This is a genomic window from Sphingopyxis sp. EU05-FHT14B03 (assembly GCF_058790875.1).
Window position 1 is genome coordinate 953,518 of sequence record NZ_JBYTDC010000001.1, and the last position, 17,865, is coordinate 971,382.

22 protein-coding genes are annotated in these 17,865 nt (G+C 68.4%); 9 read left to right on the forward strand and 13 right to left on the reverse strand.

The features are described 5' to 3' along the window. From AC3WS4_RS04675 to AC3WS4_RS04685, 3 genes are read left to right on the forward strand one after another with little or no spacing between them, the layout of a single operon-like run. Complete coding sequence (locus AC3WS4_RS04675; protein WP_492736166.1) at positions 1–585, forward strand: carboxymuconolactone decarboxylase family protein; 585 nt, start codon at positions 1–3, stop codon at positions 583–585. Between the two features lie 15 nt (positions 586–600). Next, entirely contained in the window at positions 601–891 is a 291-nt protein-coding gene (locus AC3WS4_RS04680) for a putative quinol monooxygenase (RefSeq protein WP_492736164.1), read from the forward strand. A 4-nt stretch (positions 892–895) separates the two neighbouring features. Next, positions 896–1,348 (forward strand): DUF3617 domain-containing protein, encoded by a 453-nt coding sequence (locus AC3WS4_RS04685; RefSeq protein ID WP_492736162.1) that lies wholly within the window; start codon positions 896–898, stop codon positions 1,346–1,348. Between the two features lie 6 nt (positions 1,349–1,354). On the opposite strand, the gene soxR is transcribed toward AC3WS4_RS04685, so the two are convergent. After that, on the reverse strand, positions 1,355–1,822 hold the full coding sequence (gene soxR / locus AC3WS4_RS04690; protein ID WP_056343754.1) for a redox-sensitive transcriptional activator SoxR: 468 nt from the start codon (positions 1,820–1,822) through the stop codon (positions 1,355–1,357). Positions 1,823–2,018: 196 nt separating this feature from the next. On the opposite strand from soxR, the gene AC3WS4_RS04695 reads away from it, so the two are divergent. The 3 genes from AC3WS4_RS04695 (at position 2,019) to AC3WS4_RS04705 (ending at position 3,557) form a co-directional block, all read left to right on the forward strand. Further along, positions 2,019–2,414: a VOC family protein gene (locus tag AC3WS4_RS04695; protein ID WP_056343756.1), complete on the forward strand. Its 396-nt coding sequence runs from the start codon at positions 2,019–2,021 to the stop codon at positions 2,412–2,414. A 64-nt stretch (positions 2,415–2,478) separates the two neighbouring features. Next, complete coding sequence (locus AC3WS4_RS04700; protein WP_492736160.1) at positions 2,479–2,943, forward strand: pyridoxamine 5'-phosphate oxidase family protein; 465 nt, start codon at positions 2,479–2,481, stop codon at positions 2,941–2,943. 218 nt (positions 2,944–3,161) lie between these two features. Continuing rightward, a complete protein-coding gene (locus tag AC3WS4_RS04705) occupies positions 3,162–3,557 on the forward strand; it encodes a YkvA family protein (RefSeq protein ID WP_187141123.1) in 396 nt (131 codons plus the stop codon). Positions 3,558–3,709: 152 nt separating this feature from the next. On the opposite strand, the gene AC3WS4_RS04710 is transcribed toward AC3WS4_RS04705, so the two are convergent. After that, entirely contained in the window at positions 3,710–4,930 is a 1,221-nt protein-coding gene (locus tag AC3WS4_RS04710) for a polyhydroxyalkanoate depolymerase (RefSeq protein ID WP_492736158.1), read from the reverse strand. 269 nt (positions 4,931–5,199) lie between these two features. Between AC3WS4_RS04710 and AC3WS4_RS04715 the strand changes: the two genes are divergently transcribed. The 3 genes from AC3WS4_RS04715 (at position 5,200) to AC3WS4_RS04725 (ending at position 7,945) form a co-directional block, all read left to right on the forward strand. Beyond that, positions 5,200–5,457 (forward strand): YjhX family toxin, encoded by a 258-nt coding sequence (locus tag AC3WS4_RS04715; protein ID WP_492736156.1) that lies wholly within the window; start codon positions 5,200–5,202, stop codon positions 5,455–5,457. Positions 5,458–5,612: 155 nt separating this feature from the next. Next, complete coding sequence (locus AC3WS4_RS04720) at positions 5,613–7,376, forward strand: ABC transporter transmembrane domain-containing protein (protein ID WP_492736621.1); 1,764 nt, start codon at positions 5,613–5,615, stop codon at positions 7,374–7,376. Positions 7,377–7,408: 32 nt separating this feature from the next. After that, the gene (locus AC3WS4_RS04725) at positions 7,409–7,945 is read left to right on the forward strand and encodes a DUF1993 domain-containing protein (RefSeq protein ID WP_492736154.1); all 537 of its coding nucleotides are present in this window, start codon (positions 7,409–7,411) and stop codon (positions 7,943–7,945) included. A 23-nt stretch (positions 7,946–7,968) separates the two neighbouring features. Here AC3WS4_RS04725 and AC3WS4_RS04730 read toward each other — a convergent pair whose 3' ends face one another. The 11 genes from AC3WS4_RS04730 to AC3WS4_RS04780 all read right to left on the reverse strand — a co-directional run bounded on the left by AC3WS4_RS04730 (position 7,969) and on the right by AC3WS4_RS04780 (position 17,818). After that, a complete protein-coding gene (locus AC3WS4_RS04730) occupies positions 7,969–8,394 on the reverse strand; it encodes an ExbD/TolR family protein (protein ID WP_187141128.1) in 426 nt (141 codons plus the stop codon). Positions 8,395–8,647: 253 nt separating this feature from the next. Then, a complete protein-coding gene (locus tag AC3WS4_RS04735; RefSeq protein ID WP_056343780.1) occupies positions 8,648–9,772 on the reverse strand; it encodes an OmpA family protein in 1,125 nt (374 codons plus the stop codon). 135 nt (positions 9,773–9,907) lie between these two features. Beyond that, positions 9,908–10,354, reverse strand: a complete 447-nt coding sequence (locus tag AC3WS4_RS04740; protein ID WP_492736152.1) for a DUF2793 domain-containing protein — start codon at positions 10,352–10,354, stop codon at positions 9,908–9,910. 12 nt (positions 10,355–10,366) lie between these two features. Next, entirely contained in the window at positions 10,367–12,544 is a 2,178-nt protein-coding gene (locus tag AC3WS4_RS04745; RefSeq protein ID WP_492736150.1) for a phage tail protein, read from the reverse strand. A gap of 173 nt (positions 12,545–12,717) precedes the next feature. Further along, entirely contained in the window at positions 12,718–13,179 is a 462-nt protein-coding gene (locus AC3WS4_RS04750) for an NlpC/P60 family protein (RefSeq protein ID WP_492736148.1), read from the reverse strand. Next, entirely contained in the window at positions 13,172–14,005 is an 834-nt protein-coding gene (locus AC3WS4_RS04755) for a phage/gene transfer agent baseplate hub protein (RefSeq protein ID WP_492736146.1), read from the reverse strand. The genes AC3WS4_RS04750 and AC3WS4_RS04755 overlap by 8 nt, the downstream gene beginning before the upstream one ends. After that, positions 14,005–16,338: a DUF2460 domain-containing protein gene (locus tag AC3WS4_RS04760; RefSeq protein ID WP_492736144.1), complete on the reverse strand. Its 2,334-nt coding sequence runs from the start codon at positions 16,336–16,338 to the stop codon at positions 14,005–14,007. The genes AC3WS4_RS04755 and AC3WS4_RS04760 overlap by 1 nt, the downstream gene beginning before the upstream one ends. After that, entirely contained in the window at positions 16,338–16,904 is a 567-nt protein-coding gene (locus AC3WS4_RS04765) for a tail tape measure protein (RefSeq protein ID WP_492736142.1), read from the reverse strand. Before AC3WS4_RS04765 ends, AC3WS4_RS04760 begins: the two co-directional genes overlap by 1 nt. Then, a complete protein-coding gene (locus tag AC3WS4_RS04770; RefSeq protein WP_492736140.1) occupies positions 16,897–17,100 on the reverse strand; it encodes a phage tail assembly chaperone in 204 nt (67 codons plus the stop codon). The genes AC3WS4_RS04765 and AC3WS4_RS04770 overlap by 8 nt, the downstream gene beginning before the upstream one ends. Next, complete coding sequence (locus AC3WS4_RS04775) at positions 17,097–17,414, reverse strand: gene transfer agent family protein (protein ID WP_492736138.1); 318 nt, start codon at positions 17,412–17,414, stop codon at positions 17,097–17,099. The genes AC3WS4_RS04770 and AC3WS4_RS04775 overlap by 4 nt, the downstream gene beginning before the upstream one ends. Beyond that, entirely contained in the window at positions 17,411–17,818 is a 408-nt protein-coding gene (locus tag AC3WS4_RS04780; protein WP_492736136.1) for a phage tail tube protein, read from the reverse strand. Before AC3WS4_RS04780 ends, AC3WS4_RS04775 begins: the two co-directional genes overlap by 4 nt. Between the last annotated feature and the right edge of the window lie 47 nt (positions 17,819–17,865).

Sequence of the window (17,865 nt, forward strand, 5' to 3'; positions counted from 1 at the left end):
TTGCGTCTGAGTAAACCGCGTATCGAGCCGGTCGACCTCGACCGGCTCGATGCCGACCAGCGCGCCGCGCTCGAACCCTTTTTCGCCACCGACGGCGGGCGGGTGGGCGGCGGCCGCATTCTCAATATCTTCCGCACCCTCGCGCACGCGCCCAAGGCGATGACCGCCTTCCTCGGCTGGGGCAATTATATCCTGTCGAAGCGCAGCGCGCTCAGCCCGCGGGACCGCGAACTCGTCATCCTGCGCACCGGCTATAATTGCCGATCGGGTTATGAATGGACCCAGCACAAGCGCATCGGGCTCGACTGCGGGCTGACCGAGGCCGAGATCACCCGCATCAAGGCAGGTCCCGACGCCGAAGGCTGGAGCGACCTCGACCGCGCGATGCTCCGCGCCACCGACGAGCTTACCGGCAATCATTTCGTTTCCGACGCCAGCTGGGCCGCGCTCGCACCGCTTGGCGACAAGGGCCGTATGGACCTTGTGATGACCGTCGGCCAATATACCCAGGTATCGATGATGCTGAACAGCTTCGGCATCCAGGTCGAAGAAGGCTGGACGGTCGACCCCGACCTCAAGGCCTGAACAGAGGAGAGAGATATGAGTGAAATCGGCGTCGTCGCAATCCTGCGCGTCCTGCCCGGCAAGGAAGCCGAATTCGAGGGCGTCTTCGCCGAACTCGCCCCCGCCGTGCGCGCGAACGAGCCCGGCAACAGCTACTACAAGCTGTTCCGCACCGAAGAGGCGGGCGTCTACAAGGTGCTCGAATGTTATGACGACGCCGCGGCGGTCGAAGCGCACCGCGCGTCGGACCATTTCCGCACCCTCGGCGCCAGGCTCGGCCCCTGCCTCGCCGGTGCGCCCGAGATCGAACGGCTCGCCGCGGTCTGACCCGGTGCACGGCGCGGCCTTCCTGATCCCGCTCGCCTTCGCGGGCGCGGCGGCGGTGACCGTGCCGGGGCCGCAGGCGGGAAAATGGACGCATGTGACCCAACTGGTCAGCGCCGACATTCCCGGCGTGCCCGAAACGCTGGTCCGCGCCGCCGACAAGCGCGAGCCGCGCACCACCTGCCTGACCGCGCAGCAGGCCGCCGCCACGCCGCAGGTCCTGCTCCATGCACCGGGCGCGACCTGTTCGTCGCGCAGCTACACACTGGCCGCGGGCAAAATCCGCGGCCAGTCGGTGTGCCGGGTCAAGGAACTGGACACCCCGGTGCGCACGATCACCACCGGCACCTACAGCGAAAAGGGCTATGTCACGCGCAGCGTGACCACTGGCACGCGGGCGGGCCGGCCGCTGAAAGTTGTCACCGCGACCAGTGGCAAATGGCTCGGCGCCTGCCGCTGACTTCGGTCAGCGCTCGGCAATCTCGCCCGACCGGTCCCCGAGCAGGTATCGCGGCCCTGCGCCGCGCTGCGCCGCCTTGTCCTCGCGATTATACAGCCCGCATTTCTTGAGGCTCAGACAGCCGCAACCGATGCACGCGCCGAGCAATTCCTGCGTCCGCTCTAGCGCCGCGATCTGCTCGGCGATCCGCGCCTGAAGACCCTTGCTGATCCGCGCCCAGTCGGCGGCATTCGGCGTGCGCTCGGCGGGCAGCCGCGCCAGCTCGGCGGCAATCTCCTCGAGACTCAGCCCCAGTTGCTGCGCGATCAGGATGAACGACACGCGGCGGATGTCGGCGCGCAGGAAACGCCGCTGCCCGCCGCGCGTCCGCAACGCCGCGACCAGCCCCTTCGCCTCGTAAAAGCGGATCGCCGACACCGCGACCCCGGTACGCGCTGCCAGGTCGCCGATCGCGATCAAGTCTGTCCGGTGCATCCCAACCTCCGTCATTGCGAGGACCCCGGACTTGATCCGGGGGACGCGGCAATCCAGAGTGTGCGGTAACCGCTCTGGATTGCTTCGCTCCGCTCGCAATGACGAGCCATAAGCCGGTACCGCATTTCCTCTTGATCTAAACCTCACTTGAGCTTTCATAACCCGCTGCGTCAACCCGAATCACGAAAGACGAACCATGACGCACCCCTTCATCGAACATGTGAACCTGACCGTCAGCGACCCCGACCGCAGCGCCGGCATTCTCTCGGCGATCTTCGGCTGGCACGAACGCTGGCGCGGGCCCGCACGCGACGGCGGCCGCACCATCCACCTCGGCACCGACAGCGCCTATGTCGCGCTTTACACCGGCCCCGACGGCGAGCATGCCGATGCGCGCTATGCCAAGGGTGAACCGCTCAACCATCTCGGCGTCCAGGTCGACGACCTCGACACCATCGAGATGCGCGTGAAGGCGGTCGGCCTCACCCCCTTCAACCACGGCGATTACGAACCCGGCCGCCGCTTCTATTTCCTCGACCCCGACGGCATCGAATATGAAGTCGTCAGCTACAACGAGCCACGCCCGCGCTGAACCGGGCAACATCCCGGCCCTTGCCGCGTTGTCGCTGTATCGAGGGGGAAAAAGGAGTTTCCCCATGAGCGAGGACATTAAGAAGACCTTCTGGAAGGCGCTCGACGCCAGTCCCTATGTGATGGTCGGGCTGGCCGGTGAGCGCGATCATCATATCCCGATGAACGCGCAGCTCGACAAGGACGCCAGCAGCGCCTTCTGGTTCTTCACCGCGACCGACAACCGCCTGTCGGCTGGCGGCCCGGCGATGGCGCAATTCGCGTCGAAGGGCCACGACCTGTTCGCCTGCATCTCGGGAACGCTGCGCCTCGAAACCGACCGCGCGGTGCTCGACAAGCTGTGGAACAACAGCATCGAGGCCTGGTACGAAGGCGGCAAGAGCGACCCCAAGCTCGTCCTCTTGCGCTTCGACCTCGACAATGCCGAAATCTGGACCGCCGACGCGAGCATCAAGGGGCTGTTCAAAATGGCGACCGGCATGACGATGAAGGAAGGCGAACTCGGCCAGCACGCCGAAGTGGCGCTCTAAACCTGTCCTTCTCCGTTCGTGTCGAGCGAAGTCGAGACACCCCGCGAGGTGGCGCTGTCTTTCGGCGTGTCTCAACTTCGCTCGACACGAACGGAATTTGAAGTTCGCAGGGCTGTGGTCCCCACAAGCAGTCTGTAATCTCGCCAAGGCAGGGTCGGTAATTTCCCCAAGGCGCTTTTCGCTTGGACGACCAAGCCGACCGGCTAAGGTCGGCCGCAATGACCGGCAAATCCCTTTCCGAACGCATCGGCGACCTCGGCCACCGTCTCGCGGTCGAGGCGCATACCGCTTGGCTCGCCGCGCGCGACAGCCGCGTGCCCTGGCCCGCGCGCATCCTCGCGGTCGCGGTCGCCGCCTATGCGCTGTCGCCGATCGACCTGATCCCCGATTTCATACCCGTGCTCGGCTGGCTCGACGACCTGCTCATCGTGCCGCTCGGCTTGTGGCTGGTCCGCCGCCTGATACCCGATCCGCTATGGGCCGAACTCCACGCCGCCGCCGAAGCCGCCGCCGACCGCCCGTCGAGCCGTGCGGGCATGGCCTTCATCCTGCTGCTGTGGGCGGGATTGCTCTATATCGTCTACTGGAGCGTGCGGACCTCGCCCTGGCATTGAAGAATCTGGAAGCGTTCATCCGTCCGGCTTCCTCCTTTCCCGTTCGTGTCGAGCGAAGTCGAGACACCCATCAGAAACGCATGACTTCAGGGTGTCTCGACTTCGCTCGACACAAACGGGGTTGGAGAATGGTCAGCTAAGGGGCGGCGGCATCACCCCCCGTTGCTGCGGATCCACGCCTCGACCACCGGCGCGATATCCTCGCGCCATTTGCGGCCATTGAAAATGCCGTAATGGCCGACGGTCTTCGCCATCAGATATTTCTTCTTCTCCGCGGGCAGCGCCTTGGTCAGCGTCAGCGCCGCCTTGGTCTGGCCGATCCCCGAAATATCGTCGCGCTCGCCCTCGATCGCCAGGATCGCGATATCCTCGATCGCATTCAGGTCGACCACCTGCCCGCGATGCAGCATCTCGCCCTTGGGCAGGGCATGGCGCTGGAACACCAGGTCGACGGTCTGCAGATAGAATTCGGCGGTCATGTCACACACCGACCGATATTCGTCGTAAAATTCCTTGGTCTTGTCGGCTTCTTCGCCGTCGCCGTCGACCAGATGTTTGAACATCGACCAATGGCTCATCATGTGGTTGCCAAGGTTCATCGACATGAAGCCCGCGAGCTGCAGGAAGCCCGGATAGACGCGGCGCCCGGCGCCCGGATACCAGGCGGGAACGGTGACGATGACATTTTCCTGGAACCAGGCGTGCGGGCGCGTCATCGCATGCTGGTTGACCGCGGTCGGCGCCTTGCGCGTGTCGATCGGCCCGCCCATCATCGTCAGCGTCGCGGGGCGGCACTTGTGCTTGTTCGCCGCCATGATCGCCGCGGCGGCGAGGCTCGGCACCGACGGCTGGCACACCGCCAGCACATGCGCGCCGGGACCGATATGCTCGAGCCACGAAATCAGATAGTCGATATAATCGTCGAGATCGAACTTGCCCGCCGACAGCGGTGCATTGCGCGCGTCGCGCCAGTCGGTGATCCACACATCATGGCCGGGCAGCATGCGTTCGACCGTGCCACGCAGCAGCGTCGCATAATGGCCCGACATCGGCGCGACGATCAGCAGCTTGGGGGCATCCTTCGACCCCTTGTGGGTGAAATGCTTGAGCTGTCCGAACGGCTTGCGCGCCTCGACCTTCTCGCTCACCCGCACCGTTTCGCCGTCGACGATCGTCTCATACAGCTCGAACCCCGGCTTGCCGCGCGGTGCCGCGGCGTGCGCGAACACCTCCAGCGCCGATGCGAATTGCGGGCTGCCGCCGAAATAGCCGAGCGGATTCGCGGGATGCTGCATCACCTGCGCCCCCGCGGTCGCGAGCGCGCTCGCCCCCGCGAGCCAGCTCTTCTGCATGTCAAAGGCGTGATACAGCATATGCGACGTTTCCTTGCGTTGCGCGGCGCTCTGTCGGCGCCTGTGTTGCTTCGCAGTCTAGGCGTTCCGTTCCATTGTGCAATGCGTCATAAACATTGCGGCGCAGGATATTTGCCCATAGCCTGCGCCGCGACGCCGTCCGGGCGTAGCCGGAGTGATTATGACCGAGATTGCGGGCAACCGCTAACATCCTGGCGAAACAGGATGATGGCACGTGCCGACCCTGGCGTCGGCGCGCTTTTGTTGTTGCCAATCTCGGACACTATCTCATGAATATCTCGAAATCGGAACAGCGCGTGCTCCACGTGCTGGCGCAGGGCGGCATGATTCGCCATCGGCGCGATGAAAACGGCCGTCTGGTCGAGGCGATCTGCTTCACTCGCGACGGCCATGTGCTGGCCGGCGCGGGTTTGGCGCTGTTCAGGCGGCTGCGCCATCGCGGCTTCATCGGCTCGCTGGGCGGCGCGCCGTACCGCATCACGCCAGCGGGGCTGCGTGCGGTCAGGGCGCAGCTCGACAACCGCTGAACCACCGCAAGGGCCCGATAATGTGCGCTGGCTTCATAATGCTTGAAGCCAGCGCATCATTCTGCGGCGTTGAGCGGCGGCATCGCCGCTGCTAGGGCCAGGCCATGGCGACAAGATCAGACGAACCGGCCTCTCCCTCCCCCGCTCCCGCTGAAATGCCGGACAAGCGCCCGCGCAAACTCGGCAGCCTGCGGATGATCTGGCAACACGCCAGCCGCTACCCGCTGCAATTGCTGATCGCCGCGGTCGCGCTCGGCGTCGCGGCGCTCGCGACGCTTGCCATCCCCTGGCAGTTCAAGGAAATGATCGACAGCGGCTTCGTCGCCGGCGGCGGCGACGTCGCGCCGCATTTCCGCCTGTTCTACGTTATCGTGCTGCTGCTCGCGGTCGCGACCGCGCTGCGCTTCTATTTCGTCAGCTGGCTCGGCGAACGCACCGTCGCCGATATCCGCCAGGCGGTGCAGCGCAACCTGCTGCGCCTTGCCCCCGGCTTTTTCGAAGAAAACCGCCCGTCGGAAATCGCCTCGCGGATGACGTCGGACACCACCGTCATCGAACAGGTCGTCGGCACCACCGTCTCGGTCGCGCTGCGCAACACCGTGATGGGCATCGGCGGCATCATCTATCTCTTCTCGCTCTCGCCGAAACTCACCGGCGGCATCCTGCTCGGCATCCCGGTGATCATCATGCCGATCGTGCTGCTCGGCCGCCGCCTGCAGAATGTCTCGCGTTCGAGCCAAGACCGCGTCGCCGACATCGGTGCGACCACCGCCGAACAATTGGGTGCGATGAAGATCGTCCAGGCCTTCGGACAGGAAAGCCGCGAGGCCGACCGCTTCACCCTGGCGGTCGAGAATAATTTCGCCACCGCGAAGCGCCGCATTCGCCTCCGCGCGATCATGACCGCGATCGTCATCGGCCTGCTCTTCGGCGCGATCACCACCCTGCTCTGGTACGGCGCCGCGGGTGTCGCCGCCGGGACGATCACCGGCGGCACGATCGCCGCCTTCGTGCTCACCGGCGGCCTCGTCGCGGGCGCCTTCGGCGCCCTCACCGAAGTCTATGGCGACTTGTTGCGCGCCGCCGGCGCCGCCGAACGCCTGTCCGAGCTGCTCAACGCCGAACCCAGCATCGCGCCACCCGCCAACGCGCGCCGCTTCCCCGACCCGCCGCTCGGCACGCTCGAATTCCGGAACGTCGAGTTCCGCTACCCGACCCGGCCCGACGCCCCCGCGCTCCACGACTTCAGCCTCGCGATCGCCCCGCGCGAGACGGTTGCGATCGTCGGCCCTTCGGGCGCCGGCAAGTCGACCCTCTTCCAGCTCGCCGAGCGTTTCTACGATCCGCAGGGCGGCAGCATCCTGCTCGACGGCATCCCGCTGATCGACGCCGACCCCGCCGACATCCGCGCGCGCATCGCGATGGTGCCGCAGGAAACGGTGATCTTCGCGGCCTCGGCGCGCGACAATCTGCGCTACGGCAATTGGGACGCCACCGACGAGCAATTGTGGGATGCGGCGCGCGCTGCCAATGCCGAGGAGTTCCTCGCCAAGCTGCCGCAGGGGCTCGACACCTTCATGGGTGAGGGCGGCGCCCGTCTCTCGGGCGGCCAGCGCCAGCGCGTCGCCATCGCCCGCGCGCTGCTCCGCCGCGCCCCTTTGTTGCTGCTCGACGAAGCGACCTCGGCGCTCGACGCCGAATCCGAAAAGCTGGTGCAGGACGCGCTCGAGGCGCTGATGCACGACCGCACGACGATCGTCATCGCGCACCGCCTCGCCACCGTGCGCGCCGCCGACCGCATCATCGTGATGGACGACGGCCGCATCGTCGAGGAAGGCAAGCATGACGCGCTCGTCGCCGCCGACGGCCTCTACGCCCGCCTCGCGCGGCTCCAGTTCCAGGACAAACACGCCGCCTGACCTCCCCCGTTTCCCCTTCGAAGGACAAGACGATGCTCTACGACTTCACGGTACCCGCCTATCGCAACGGCCTCCGCGCGCTGTCGGCGCAGCTCGACAAAGCGCTCGGCTGGGGTGCCGAAAACGGCGTCGGCGAGCTGCAGTTCATCGCCGCGCGGCTCGCGCCCGACATGTTCCCGCTCGCGTCGCAGGTGCGTTTCTCGTGCCAGCAGGCGATCCAGGCGCTCACCCGCCTCGGCGCCGCCGGTGCCCCGCAATTCGCCGAGGACGCCGCCGACTTCGCCGGCCTCCAGGCGCAGCTCGCCGCGACGCTGGCCTGGCTCGATACCGTCGACTCCGCGACCATCGACAGCGATCCCGGCCGCCCCGTGGGCTTCGACCTGCCCAACGGCATGGCGTTCGACATGACCGCGTCGACTTACGTCCGCGACTGGGCGCAGCCGCAATATTATTTCCACCTCGTCGCCGCCTACGCCATCCTCCGCCACATGGGCGTGCCGCTCGGCAAGGTCGATTATGTCAACTATATGCTGGCCTATCTGCGGCCCGGGACGGCCCCCGCCGCCTGACCGGCAGCAGGCGCCGCGGCGCGTCAGATCAGACCGCCATATTGGTGAATCCCCGGAAAGGCGAGCTTGCTGCCGCCGTTGCGGCGGATCGCGCCGATCGCCTGATCGACCCGCAAATAGCGCGCCCGCGCCTCGGGTTCGAACATCAGCGTCGCGGGCTCGGTACGATCTGACGCGAGCTTCACCAGCTTGCCCAGTTGCGCGAGGTCAACCGCCTCGCCGTTCCAGCGGATCGTGTCCGCCGTATCGACGGTGATGCGGTTCTCGTCCCGCACGTCGGTCGGCCCGTCGATTTCGCCCGGCAACGTGATGTCGACCATGTGCGTCGGCGACGGGATGGTGATGATGAACATCACCAGCATCACCAGCATCACGTCGATCAGCGGGGTGGTGTTGATCACCGGACTGGCGTTGGGATCGCTCCGGAAAATGCTGCGACGTCGGCGCATCGTCTCTCTCCCTGTCGAAGCGCGGCGCCGGCACGACATTGTCGATCGTCGCAGCCGGGCCCGCTATCGATCGGCCCCCTTGCGCCGCTCGCAAGCGGTCACCGATCTTTTGTTATGGTATAACATTATAGAAACGACGCAAACAAAAAGCGCGCCGGACCGGACAACGCCCGACCCGCCGCGCGCATAAAGAAAGGGCGGCACCTTTCGGTACCGCCCCTCTTTTGGTTCCAACCCAACCGGGCGGGAAATCTTAGTTGCCCGAACCCGGGCCGTACTTGATTTCCACGCGGCGGTTCTGGTCGTTGCGGACGCCGTCGGCGGTCGCAACGGCCGGGCGGCTTTCGCCGAACGCTTCTGCGCTGATCGAGCCATCCGAGATACCGCGAGCGGTGAGATAGCTGCGAACCGCGGTGTTGCGGCGTTCCGACAGACCGACGTTGTACTTGGCCGAACCCGAACGGTCAGCGTGACCGGCGAGCCAAACCTGCGTACCCGAGCAGCCACGGTTGTAAGCGCTGATGGCGTTGTCCAGCGTCGACGCCGCTTCGGGCGTGATGTTCGACTGATCCCAGTCGAAGTAGACGATGTACGGGCCAGGCTCGCAAACCGGCGGAGGCGGCGGCGGGGGCGGCGGGGGCGGCGGGGGCGGCGGGGGCGGCGGCGGGGGCGGCGGAGGTGCCGTCGGTGCCACCGGTTCCGCACCACCGAAGTTGAACGTCAGCGTGCCGAGGATCGAGTGCGAACGGAAGCGCGTCGAAACGTCGCGGCCGCGCTGATCGACCAGGTCGAGGTTGCTGGCGTTGAAGAAGCGATACTTCAGGCCGACATCGATGTTGCGGGTCAGCGGAGCGCGAACGCCCGCGATGGCCTGCCATGCGAAGCCGGTGTCCGAATCGTCGAGGAACGGACCGGCGAAGACCGGAGCGACATCGACGCGAGCCACACCGGCGCCGCCGCCGACGAAGCCCTGAAGGCCGTCATCGTCGCCGAAGTCGAGCATGCCGTTGACCATGAAGCTCAGCGCGTTCGAATCGCCGTTCATGGCATAGCTGCCGGTAACCAGGTTACCCGTGCCATTGGCCGAGCCCGGGATGCCGGGGGTGTTGAAACGGCCGGCCTTGATGTCGGCTTCGCGGTAGCCGACTTCGACTTCCGCGCGGAAACCGCCGAAATCATAGCCGACGACGCCTTCGAAGTCGTAACCCTTCTTGTGGTCGAGCGTACCTGCATTGTTGAAGGTGCCGATGTCGAGATCGAGATCTTCGACGATCATGACACCACCCCCAACTCCTACGTACCAGGAGTCGTCGCGCGCCAGAGCAGGCGTCGCAAGGGCGGTGGAGGCCAACGCCACGGCGGCGGCAAGCTTCCTCATAGTAGATTCCCCTTTCAATTGAGATTTACGTCTCGCAGACGTCCTACCCCCGCCTTTGGTTCCGCGCAAGCGAACAAATTGCCAATCTGTTGCCAAAAAGCCGCACTTGTCGGGCGATAATAGGTAAAATCAGCCTTAAATCAGAAGACCATGGCCGACAAGAGCCAGAATCACGGCCGCGATCGCCGCACGCGCTTCGGAGTCGACCGTCGCTCCCCCCGCCGGACTCGCGATCGGGCCGGGTTCGACCCATGCCACACCGTCGAATCGCAGCCAGCCTCCGTCGCTTAGCCGGTGTGTCCGCATGCCCGGCCGCGGTGCGACGAAGCGCCATCCGCCGCTGGTCCACAAGGCGAGCCCGCCATCCTTGCCGGCCCACGCCCCGCTGGCCCCCGCACCGACGATCCAGCCCTGCCCGGCGGCCGGCGCGGAGGGCGGGACCGCCTGCGGCCCGTCCTCGACCACCGGCTGCACCAGCGCATCGAGCAGGGTCAGCGCCTCATTGTGCGTTACCTCCTTCTGCGCCTGCGCCATCGCCAACAGGGGCAGCGCGAAACGCGCCGTGCTCGGCAGGTCGGTCATCACCTAATCCTTTCAATCGAGGGGAAGAATAAGCGGTAGCGACAGCGCAAAATCGCCGACCTGGCGGATCGCGAGACTGGTACCGGGCGGCAGCGCCGCGACCTCCGCCGCGCCGAGGTGCAGCGATGCGGCGGGGCATTCCCACGGACCGCTGCCCGCCACCGGAGGCTCCGCCGTCACCCGCCAGGCCTCGCGTCCTTCGCCGAGCGGCAGGTCGATCCCGTCGCGCCAGCCGGTATCGGTCCGGCTCCGCCGCACCCATGCGACCAGCATCCCGCCCGCGCCATCGCCGGAGACCGCGCCATGCACCGGCGCCAGCGGGCGCAGCGCCGCCGCCGTATCGGGCACCGCCACCTCGGTCAGTTCGGCGGCGCCGCGCGGCGCCCATTGCAGTGACGCCATGCCGCCGTCGGCCCAACCCGCCAGCGCATCGGGAAGCACGACCGGCGCCGCGTCGTCGAGCAGGACAAAGGGCGTATCGGCGGCATGCGCCACCGCCCGCTCCGTCCCGGCCCGCCCGCGGAGCAGGCGCGACAGCCGCCAGGTCGTTTCGCCCAGCGCTTCGGCGACGCCGAACTGGATCAACTCGTCGCCGATCATGGCGCGATTGGCGCCGCCGAGCAGCGCCGCATCGTCGACCGACATCATAACCATCGACGGATTCGTCAGCGAAACCAGGATTTTGCGTTCCATGTCGAACAGCGTCGCGTCGCCGGGACCCAGCGCCGCCGCCAGCGCTCCCAGCGCCGCGGCGGGCCGGATCGTGCCGACCGGGATCGGCTCGGCGCCCGGCGCTGGAACCAGCCAGGTCTCGGCCCCGCGCCACCCGTCATTGCCCCCTGCCGCCGCGACCAGGATCCGCGGCGCGGTCGCGCTGCCACCGCCGAGGTTGGGCAGGTCGAACAGCCGCACCACACCCTCGCTGTCGGGCCAGTCGGGCGCGGGCACCGACACCCCCGGATCGGCCTCCCCGGCCGCGATCGTCACCGGCTGGTGGCGCAGCAACTCGATCCTGACCTCGCCATCCTTGACCGTCCGCGACGCGACGCGCCACGCGCTCGCATCGTTCAACGTCACCACGCCGCCGACCGGCAGCGCCAACGCGGCCAGGTCGGCGCGCCACACCCGTGTCTCGCGGCCGTCGGCCGCCGCCGCGGCGATTTGCCGCGCCAGGGCCCGCGCACCGCCCGCCGGCAACACCGCCGGCAGGTCGATCCGGTCCTCGCGGCGCCCGCCGCCGGCGACCAGCGCACTCTGCTGGCCGAGTTGATAGTCGCGCTCGGGTTCGTAATGCCGCAGCCGGATCGCCCCGGGCAGCACCGACAGCGGCGCGCGGCGCACTTCGGCGCCGTCGCGCGCCGATGATATCCGCCGCGCCTCGCAGAAATCGCCCAGCGCCACCGGATCGCCGGCCAGTCCCGTCGGCGCCAGCGTCCAACCGTCCGCCGCCCCGACCAGCCGCACCCCGTCGGCCTCGAACAGCGGCGCCAGCGCCTCGCGCACCCGGTCGCCCGACGCCGCATAGCCCGAAAAGGCGGTGCGTCCCGTGCAGCGCCCCGCCTCGCCGAGCAGCGCGTCGCCGACCAGCCCCGCATCGATCGGACCCGCATCGGCCTCGACCTCGAAATTCAGCGCCGGAATGCGGTTGCCGAAACTCGCCAGCTCCAGGTCCTCGAACACCGCATAGCTCAGCCCGCGAAACGCGCTCGCCGACCCGATGCCGACCGCAGAGGCGATCAGTGGATCGACCGGCTGGTCCTCGCTCCCGTCGTACCAGCGAAAGGCGCAGCGCTCGCGGAACGTCCCGCTCGTCCCGCGCAGCAGGTCGCCGTCGGCCCAGATGCGCCGGATCGCACGCACCGGCCGCGACGACAGCGCCACCGCCAACGACACCGCATAGCTATACTCGGTCGTCGACGGCCGCCCCTTGCCGCCGCCATGCTTCTCACGCCGCTCGATCAAATCGGTCGCCCAGATCACGCTGCCGGCGACGCGCATCGTCCCGAACAATTGCGGGATGGGCTGGCCATAGGTCGACGCCTGCACCTTCAGATCGGCCAGCCGCGGCCCTTCGCGCCCCTTTGGCTTGAAGATTTCGGCGTCGATCTGCTGCCCGATGAACGCGCCGATCGCCGACCCGATCGGCCCGCCGATCACCTGACCGACGACCGACAGCACCAAGGTTGCCATGACTATGCTCCCGAAAAATGAGGGGTGCGGGCCGCCGCGCGATGACCGATTTCGCGCGGTAGCGGGCATATGATTCCTCCCTGTGGCGAAGCCATGGGGAGGGGGACCGCGCCCGAAGGGCGTGGTGGAGGGGCCGAAAGCTTGCGCGACGCCTGACGGCGTCGGCCCCTCCGTCAGCGCTTCGCGCTGCCACCTCCCCATGGCTTCGCCACAGGGAGGATCTTATGTCCGCTCCCGACCTTGAGCCGCCACCGCTCCGCCTCCCAAAGCTCATCACCCAGAGGCGTCTCGACCACCCGCCGCAGCCCGGCATGCGCATGCACCAGGCTCGCCGGCCCGATCAGCCCGAGATGAAACTGCCCCGCCGCCAACGCGAACAGCGCGACATCGCCGACGCGCCCATCCGCCACCGGCCCGAACCCGGCACCAGCGAGCCCCGCCTCGACTCGCCTCCGCGTCCACCCGCGCAGCGGATAATCGCCCGGCCGCACCAGCCGTACCCCCGCTATGGCATAGGCCGCCCACACCAGCCCCACGCAGTCGAGCCCCGTCGCCGGATCGTTCCCCTGCAACCGGAACCGCACCCCGACCATCGCCCGCGCCGCCGCAAAGGCACGGCAACCAAGCTCATCCACCCGGATAGCGCGTCAGCAGGTCATTGCCCGGCAGATGCGCCTCGCCGCGAAAATTCATCGCATTGGCAAAGCGCGCGCCGCACGTCGCCAGCTGCCGGTCGCACCCCTCGGTCAGCCGCACCCGCGCCGGCAATGCGGACAGCAGCCCCGGAACATCGGCCAGCACCAGCACCGCCCCGTCGTCGGCGATCACCGGCGATGCCAGCCCGCACGCCGCACCCTCGATCCACAGCAATTCGCCGAACGCCATCGTCCCCGCCGCGACCGGCGCGTCGAGCGTCACCGCGCGCCCGTCGACCGCGACCACCCGTCGCATATGCGTCAGGGACGCCAGGCCGACCCGGCACGCCCGGTCGCCCAACGCCGCCCGGCACGACGGCGACGTCGCCGGGCACGCCGGCCCGTCGAGCGACCGCACCACCCCCTGCAACTCGACCGCAAAGGCCGATCCCCGTCGCTCGACCGCGCCCAGTTCGCCGCGCGCCACGACCACCGGCGCCGTATCGGGCGCGCTCCAGTCGGCCACCATCAGCGCCAGCCGCGCGCCGTCCCAACGCCCCGCGTCGAGGTCGACGGCGGCAATCGCCGCGCTCGACACCGCGCCCTCCAGGTCCATCGTCTCGACATCGAGGCTGTCGCTCGTCTCGAGCGCCGACGGCTTCATCCCCGGCGCCGCGCGGTACAGCGTGCCGTCCGCCATCAGGTCGCGATCGTGCGAGGTCAGCCCCACCACCACCCCGTCGCGCCGCGCCAGCCGCCAGCACCAGGCAAGCGTCACCAGCTCCTCGCGCAGCCAGTCGGGCGCCGTCGTCAGGGGTTCGGGCATCACCCCGAAATCCCTTGGGGCGCCCGCACCTCGACCAGCGGCACATTCGCCATCTCGCCCGCCAGAAAGGTCGCGCGACTCACCTCCAGCCGATCCTCGGCGAAACGCACCGGCACATCGAAGCGAAACCCCGCGCGCACCACGATCCCGACGGCAGGCGCGACATCGAGCAGCACCTCGCCATCGCCGGTGACCACGAACGCCGCCGTCTCGATCCCGTCGACCGACACCCTGACGCTGCCCGCGACCGGCAGTCGGATGGCCCGCTCCTGCATCGCCTCGCCCGCGCCATAACGCTTCACCAACGCGAACTGCCGCCGGCTCCCGTCGCCGGTCCCGAGCCACTGGTCGGACGCTGTCGGCAACCCGCCATCCGCCGCCGACCCATGGTCGAACGGATCGCGAAACCGGAACGCCCGCGCCGCACCACGCCGCGCGCGGAAGAAGTCGGCCAGCGCCCGCACGTCACCCTCCGACCGCACCCCCGGCCCCGCATCGTAGCGCATCCGCGCCTCGGCCCATTCGCTCGCGCGCTGCTCGTGCCCCGACGGCGAGCTCACGATCTGGGTCGAAAATTCGGTCACGCTGAGCGCCTCGCGCCCGATCGCCAGCGGGAAATCCACCGCATCAAATGCCTGCATGTCATCCTCCCCGTCGAACCAGACGAACCCGTCGCGCGCGACCTGCGGCAGCGCCCAGACGAACGTGCGCGCCACCCCCGCGCGCACGCTCGCCCCGGCCGCCTCGGCGATCGCCGCCCATTGGTCGCGATCCTCCGCCCGCAGCACGAATCCCGAAAAATAATGTTGTTCGTCAATTGGATAACCCAGCCGCGCTACCATCGCGCCCCGCGCCGGTCCGGTCTCGGCCCCGCGCCCGCCGGTGACCCAGTCATAATCCTCCAGCTGGAGCACATCAAAGGCCGGCACCGCCCAGCCGAGCGGCACATTGGCGCGCCGCACCTCGGGCGCCGCCGGGTCGAGCACCGTCGGCAGGAAGACGAGCAAATGGCTGACCAGCCCAGCGCCCCCCGCCTCGTCGCGCGCCGCCGCGACCAGCGCCGCAGTCGATACCGCGAGCAACGCCCCCAATGCATCGAGCATCGCTCGCTGTCCGCCGTCGAGCGCCGCGCGCAGGTCGGGGATCGCGACACTCGTCCCGCCGAGCGCCGCCGTCGTCGCGGCATCGTAACCGCAAATCTTGCCGGCCGGATTGACCCACCACCAGGGCTCGCCGACCTGGAACTTCACCGGCAGCCCCGCCGCCACCGCCACCCCGACGAACGCCCGCGCGACCAGCTGCAGATAGCCCATCGCCACCGCATTGGCGGGCGACAGCAAAGTCGACGGCGGCACCCATCCGGTCAGCGCCGGCGCGCCCTCGGCGTCACGCTGCTTCCAGTCGTTCCAGCAATATTCGTCGAAATATTCATAGGACAGCGACCAGATCACCCCCAGCCCCGCCTCTGCGCATACGCCGGCAAAGCCCGCATGCCACAGCGCGCACGGCGCGTTGATCGTCCCGCCGGCCAGGCTCGCGTAAAAGCCCCCGCCCGACGCCTCGAGCCGCATATAATGGCTCATCCCGACATAATGGACGACGTCACCGCGATAGCCGAGGTGGGCGATCTGCCGCACCACCCGCGCCGGGGTCAGGTGATAGATATCGTCATAGCCGTTCGTCATCCCCAGCCCATGTTCGGGCAGCATCGCATCGCCAATCGTCAGCACCGATCCCGACCCCGAACAGGCGATCTCGCTCATCTCGGCCCAGCCCGCGACCGGCCCGGCCAACACTCCCTCGCTCCCGTCATAGCCCGGCGGCACCAGCGACACGAACATCCGGTCGATATCGCCCGCCCACACAGGGTCAGCCTCGCCGGGCAGCAGATAGCCGCCGTCGAGCGCATCGAAATTCAGGCTGACGAACGCATCCTCGCCAGTCCCCTCGGCATAGTTCCACAGCCGCACATACCAGGCGCGCGGGCTGCCTTCGGCATCGCGCCCCTCGATCGTCAGCGTCGGCCCGTGCAGCGAGTCGAGCGGCTTCACCCCGCCCGACCGCCAGCGAAAGCTCAGCTGGCAATGCCGAAAATCGCGGCTGGTCGCATAAGCGAGCAACGGATGATCCCAGCGATCCTCCGCCGCCCAGATCAGCCCCGCCAGATCCTGCTTTTGATAAAAGACCGTCTCCACCCGCAGCGCCGCCGGCGCCGTAGTCACGACGCTCGCCATCATCGGCCGCGCAAAATCGACCGTCCAGAACCGCGGATCGAAGCGCTTGATCCACCCCTTCCTGTGATGCGGCTCGGCCGCGACCAGCGCCCAGCCCATCAGTCCGCCTCCACCGCGCGCCGCACCGCGCGCGCCAGTTGCCGCCCGGTCTGCGCCAGCCGCGCCGGCTCGCTGCCGCCCTCGCCGCGCACATTCACCGTGATCGCGATGTTGCGCACCGCGCCGCCCGCCGGTTCGATCCGCCCGCTCGCGGTGGGCACGAACAGCTCGGGCCCGCGCTCGCCGACGCGGTAGGCGCGTCCGGCGCTCACCGGCCCGCCGGTCGCGCGCCCCGGCGCCCCGAACAGCGCCTGCACGATCGACGTCGCCAGCGCCAACAGGCCGCCACTGCCCCCGCCGCCCTGCGGCCCGCCCCCCAGCGCGTTCGAAATCGACGCGCGCGCGATGTCGGCCATCACCGACAGCGCCACCCGCTTCAGATCCTCGAACCCCAGCTTGCCGGTCAGGATGGCGCGGCTCAGCGCGCGCTCGATCCCCCGCCCCGCCGCATCGGCGCCCGCGATCAGCGGCCCCTCCAGCGTCGCGCGCATCGCCGCGACGTCGCGCTGGAAGACGCTCGTGTCGGCACGCACCGTCACCAGCATCTCGTCGATCTCGTCACCCATCGGGAAAAGCCTCCATCATCGCGCCCAGCGCATCGCGCGCCATCGGCACCGCCGCGCCATCCTCGTCGGCCCACGCCGCCAGCACCGCCGCGGCATCGGCGGGGGTCGCCGTCCAGAACTGGCCGGGCAGCCATCCCGCGACGCGCGCCATCACCCCCGCCAGCCGCACCGCGCCCGGCCCGAACGCCTCGCTCATCGTCCCTGCAATATCTGGCCGAGCAGCACGCGCAGCGCCGGCGTCACCGCGACCAGCCCCTGCGCGACCACCGCCTCGCCCACCGCTTCGCGGGTCAGCGTCTCGGGCCGCCCCTCGACGCAATGCCAGAACAGCGCCGCCAGTTCGCCCAGCCCCAGCCGGCCGTCGGCGGCGCGCTCGACCAGCGCGAACAGCGGCCCCAGCTCGTCCTCCGCCGCGACCAATGCTGCAAAGCTCGGGCGCAGCACGAACGCCGTTTCGCCGACCCGCAGCTCGGCCTCCCCGCGCAGCCTGTTCGCCGCCACCCCGGTCACAGGCTCACCACCGGACCGCTGCTCTCGAGGTTCAGCGTATATTGCCGCTCGCCGTTATAATCGCCGGCATAGTCGAGCCGCGTCACCAGGAACCGCCCCTGCATCCGCTCGCCGCTCTCGAACGCCAGTTCATAGGCGTCGATCGCCCCCGACAAGGCATGGCCGCACAGCCGCACCTCGGCATCCGACCCGGTGAAAATCCCCGCCGCGCTCACCGAAACCGAGCGCACCCCGGCGCCCGACAACAGCTCGCGCCACCCGCCGCTGTCCTTGGTCGTGACGTTGACCGCCTCGCCGTTCACCGACATTTGCGTCGTCCGCAAACCCGCGACCGTCTGGTACGCCGGCGGTACCTCGCCATCGCCGATCTTGAGCAAAAAGGCGCTCCCATTTTCGATTGCCATCGTCTAATCTCCTCAACATAAAATCATGCGTAAACGGGGAGTCGCAG

Excerpts from the sequence above, each read along its gene's own strand:
- AC3WS4_RS04680 (WP_492736164.1), top strand. The coding sequence starts at position 601 with ATGAGTGAAATCGGCGTCGTCGCAATCCTGCGCGTCCTGCCCGGCAAG.
- soxR (WP_056343754.1), bottom strand. The coding sequence starts at position 1,822 with ATGCACCGGACAGACTTGATCGCGATCGGCGACCTGGCAGCGCGTACC.
- AC3WS4_RS04695 (WP_056343756.1), top strand. The coding sequence starts at position 2,019 with ATGACGCACCCCTTCATCGAACATGTGAACCTGACCGTCAGCGACCCC.
- AC3WS4_RS04700 (WP_492736160.1), top strand. The coding sequence starts at position 2,479 with ATGAGCGAGGACATTAAGAAGACCTTCTGGAAGGCGCTCGACGCCAGT.
- AC3WS4_RS04705 (WP_187141123.1), top strand. The coding sequence starts at position 3,162 with ATGACCGGCAAATCCCTTTCCGAACGCATCGGCGACCTCGGCCACCGT.
- AC3WS4_RS04710 (WP_492736158.1), bottom strand. The coding sequence starts at position 4,930 with ATGCTGTATCACGCCTTTGACATGCAGAAGAGCTGGCTCGCGGGGGCG.
- AC3WS4_RS04715 (WP_492736156.1), top strand. The coding sequence starts at position 5,200 with ATGAATATCTCGAAATCGGAACAGCGCGTGCTCCACGTGCTGGCGCAG.
- AC3WS4_RS04720 (WP_492736621.1), top strand. The coding sequence starts at position 5,613 with ATGCCGGACAAGCGCCCGCGCAAACTCGGCAGCCTGCGGATGATCTGG.
- AC3WS4_RS04725 (WP_492736154.1), top strand. The coding sequence starts at position 7,409 with ATGCTCTACGACTTCACGGTACCCGCCTATCGCAACGGCCTCCGCGCG.
- AC3WS4_RS04730 (WP_187141128.1), bottom strand. The coding sequence starts at position 8,394 with ATGCGCCGACGTCGCAGCATTTTCCGGAGCGATCCCAACGCCAGTCCG.
- AC3WS4_RS04735 (WP_056343780.1), bottom strand. The coding sequence starts at position 9,772 with ATGAGGAAGCTTGCCGCCGCCGTGGCGTTGGCCTCCACCGCCCTTGCG.
- AC3WS4_RS04740 (WP_492736152.1), bottom strand. The coding sequence starts at position 10,354 with ATGACCGACCTGCCGAGCACGGCGCGTTTCGCGCTGCCCCTGTTGGCG.
- AC3WS4_RS04745 (WP_492736150.1), bottom strand. The coding sequence starts at position 12,544 with ATGGCAACCTTGGTGCTGTCGGTCGTCGGTCAGGTGATCGGCGGGCCG.
- AC3WS4_RS04755 (WP_492736146.1), bottom strand. The coding sequence starts at position 14,005 with ATGCCCGAACCCCTGACGACGGCGCCCGACTGGCTGCGCGAGGAGCTG.
- AC3WS4_RS04760 (WP_492736144.1), bottom strand. The coding sequence starts at position 16,338 with ATGGGCTGGGCGCTGGTCGCGGCCGAGCCGCATCACAGGAAGGGGTGG.
- AC3WS4_RS04765 (WP_492736142.1), bottom strand. The coding sequence starts at position 16,904 with ATGGGTGACGAGATCGACGAGATGCTGGTGACGGTGCGTGCCGACACG.
- AC3WS4_RS04770 (WP_492736140.1), bottom strand. The coding sequence starts at position 17,100 with ATGAGCGAGGCGTTCGGGCCGGGCGCGGTGCGGCTGGCGGGGGTGATG.
- AC3WS4_RS04780 (WP_492736136.1), bottom strand. The coding sequence starts at position 17,818 with ATGGCAATCGAAAATGGGAGCGCCTTTTTGCTCAAGATCGGCGATGGC.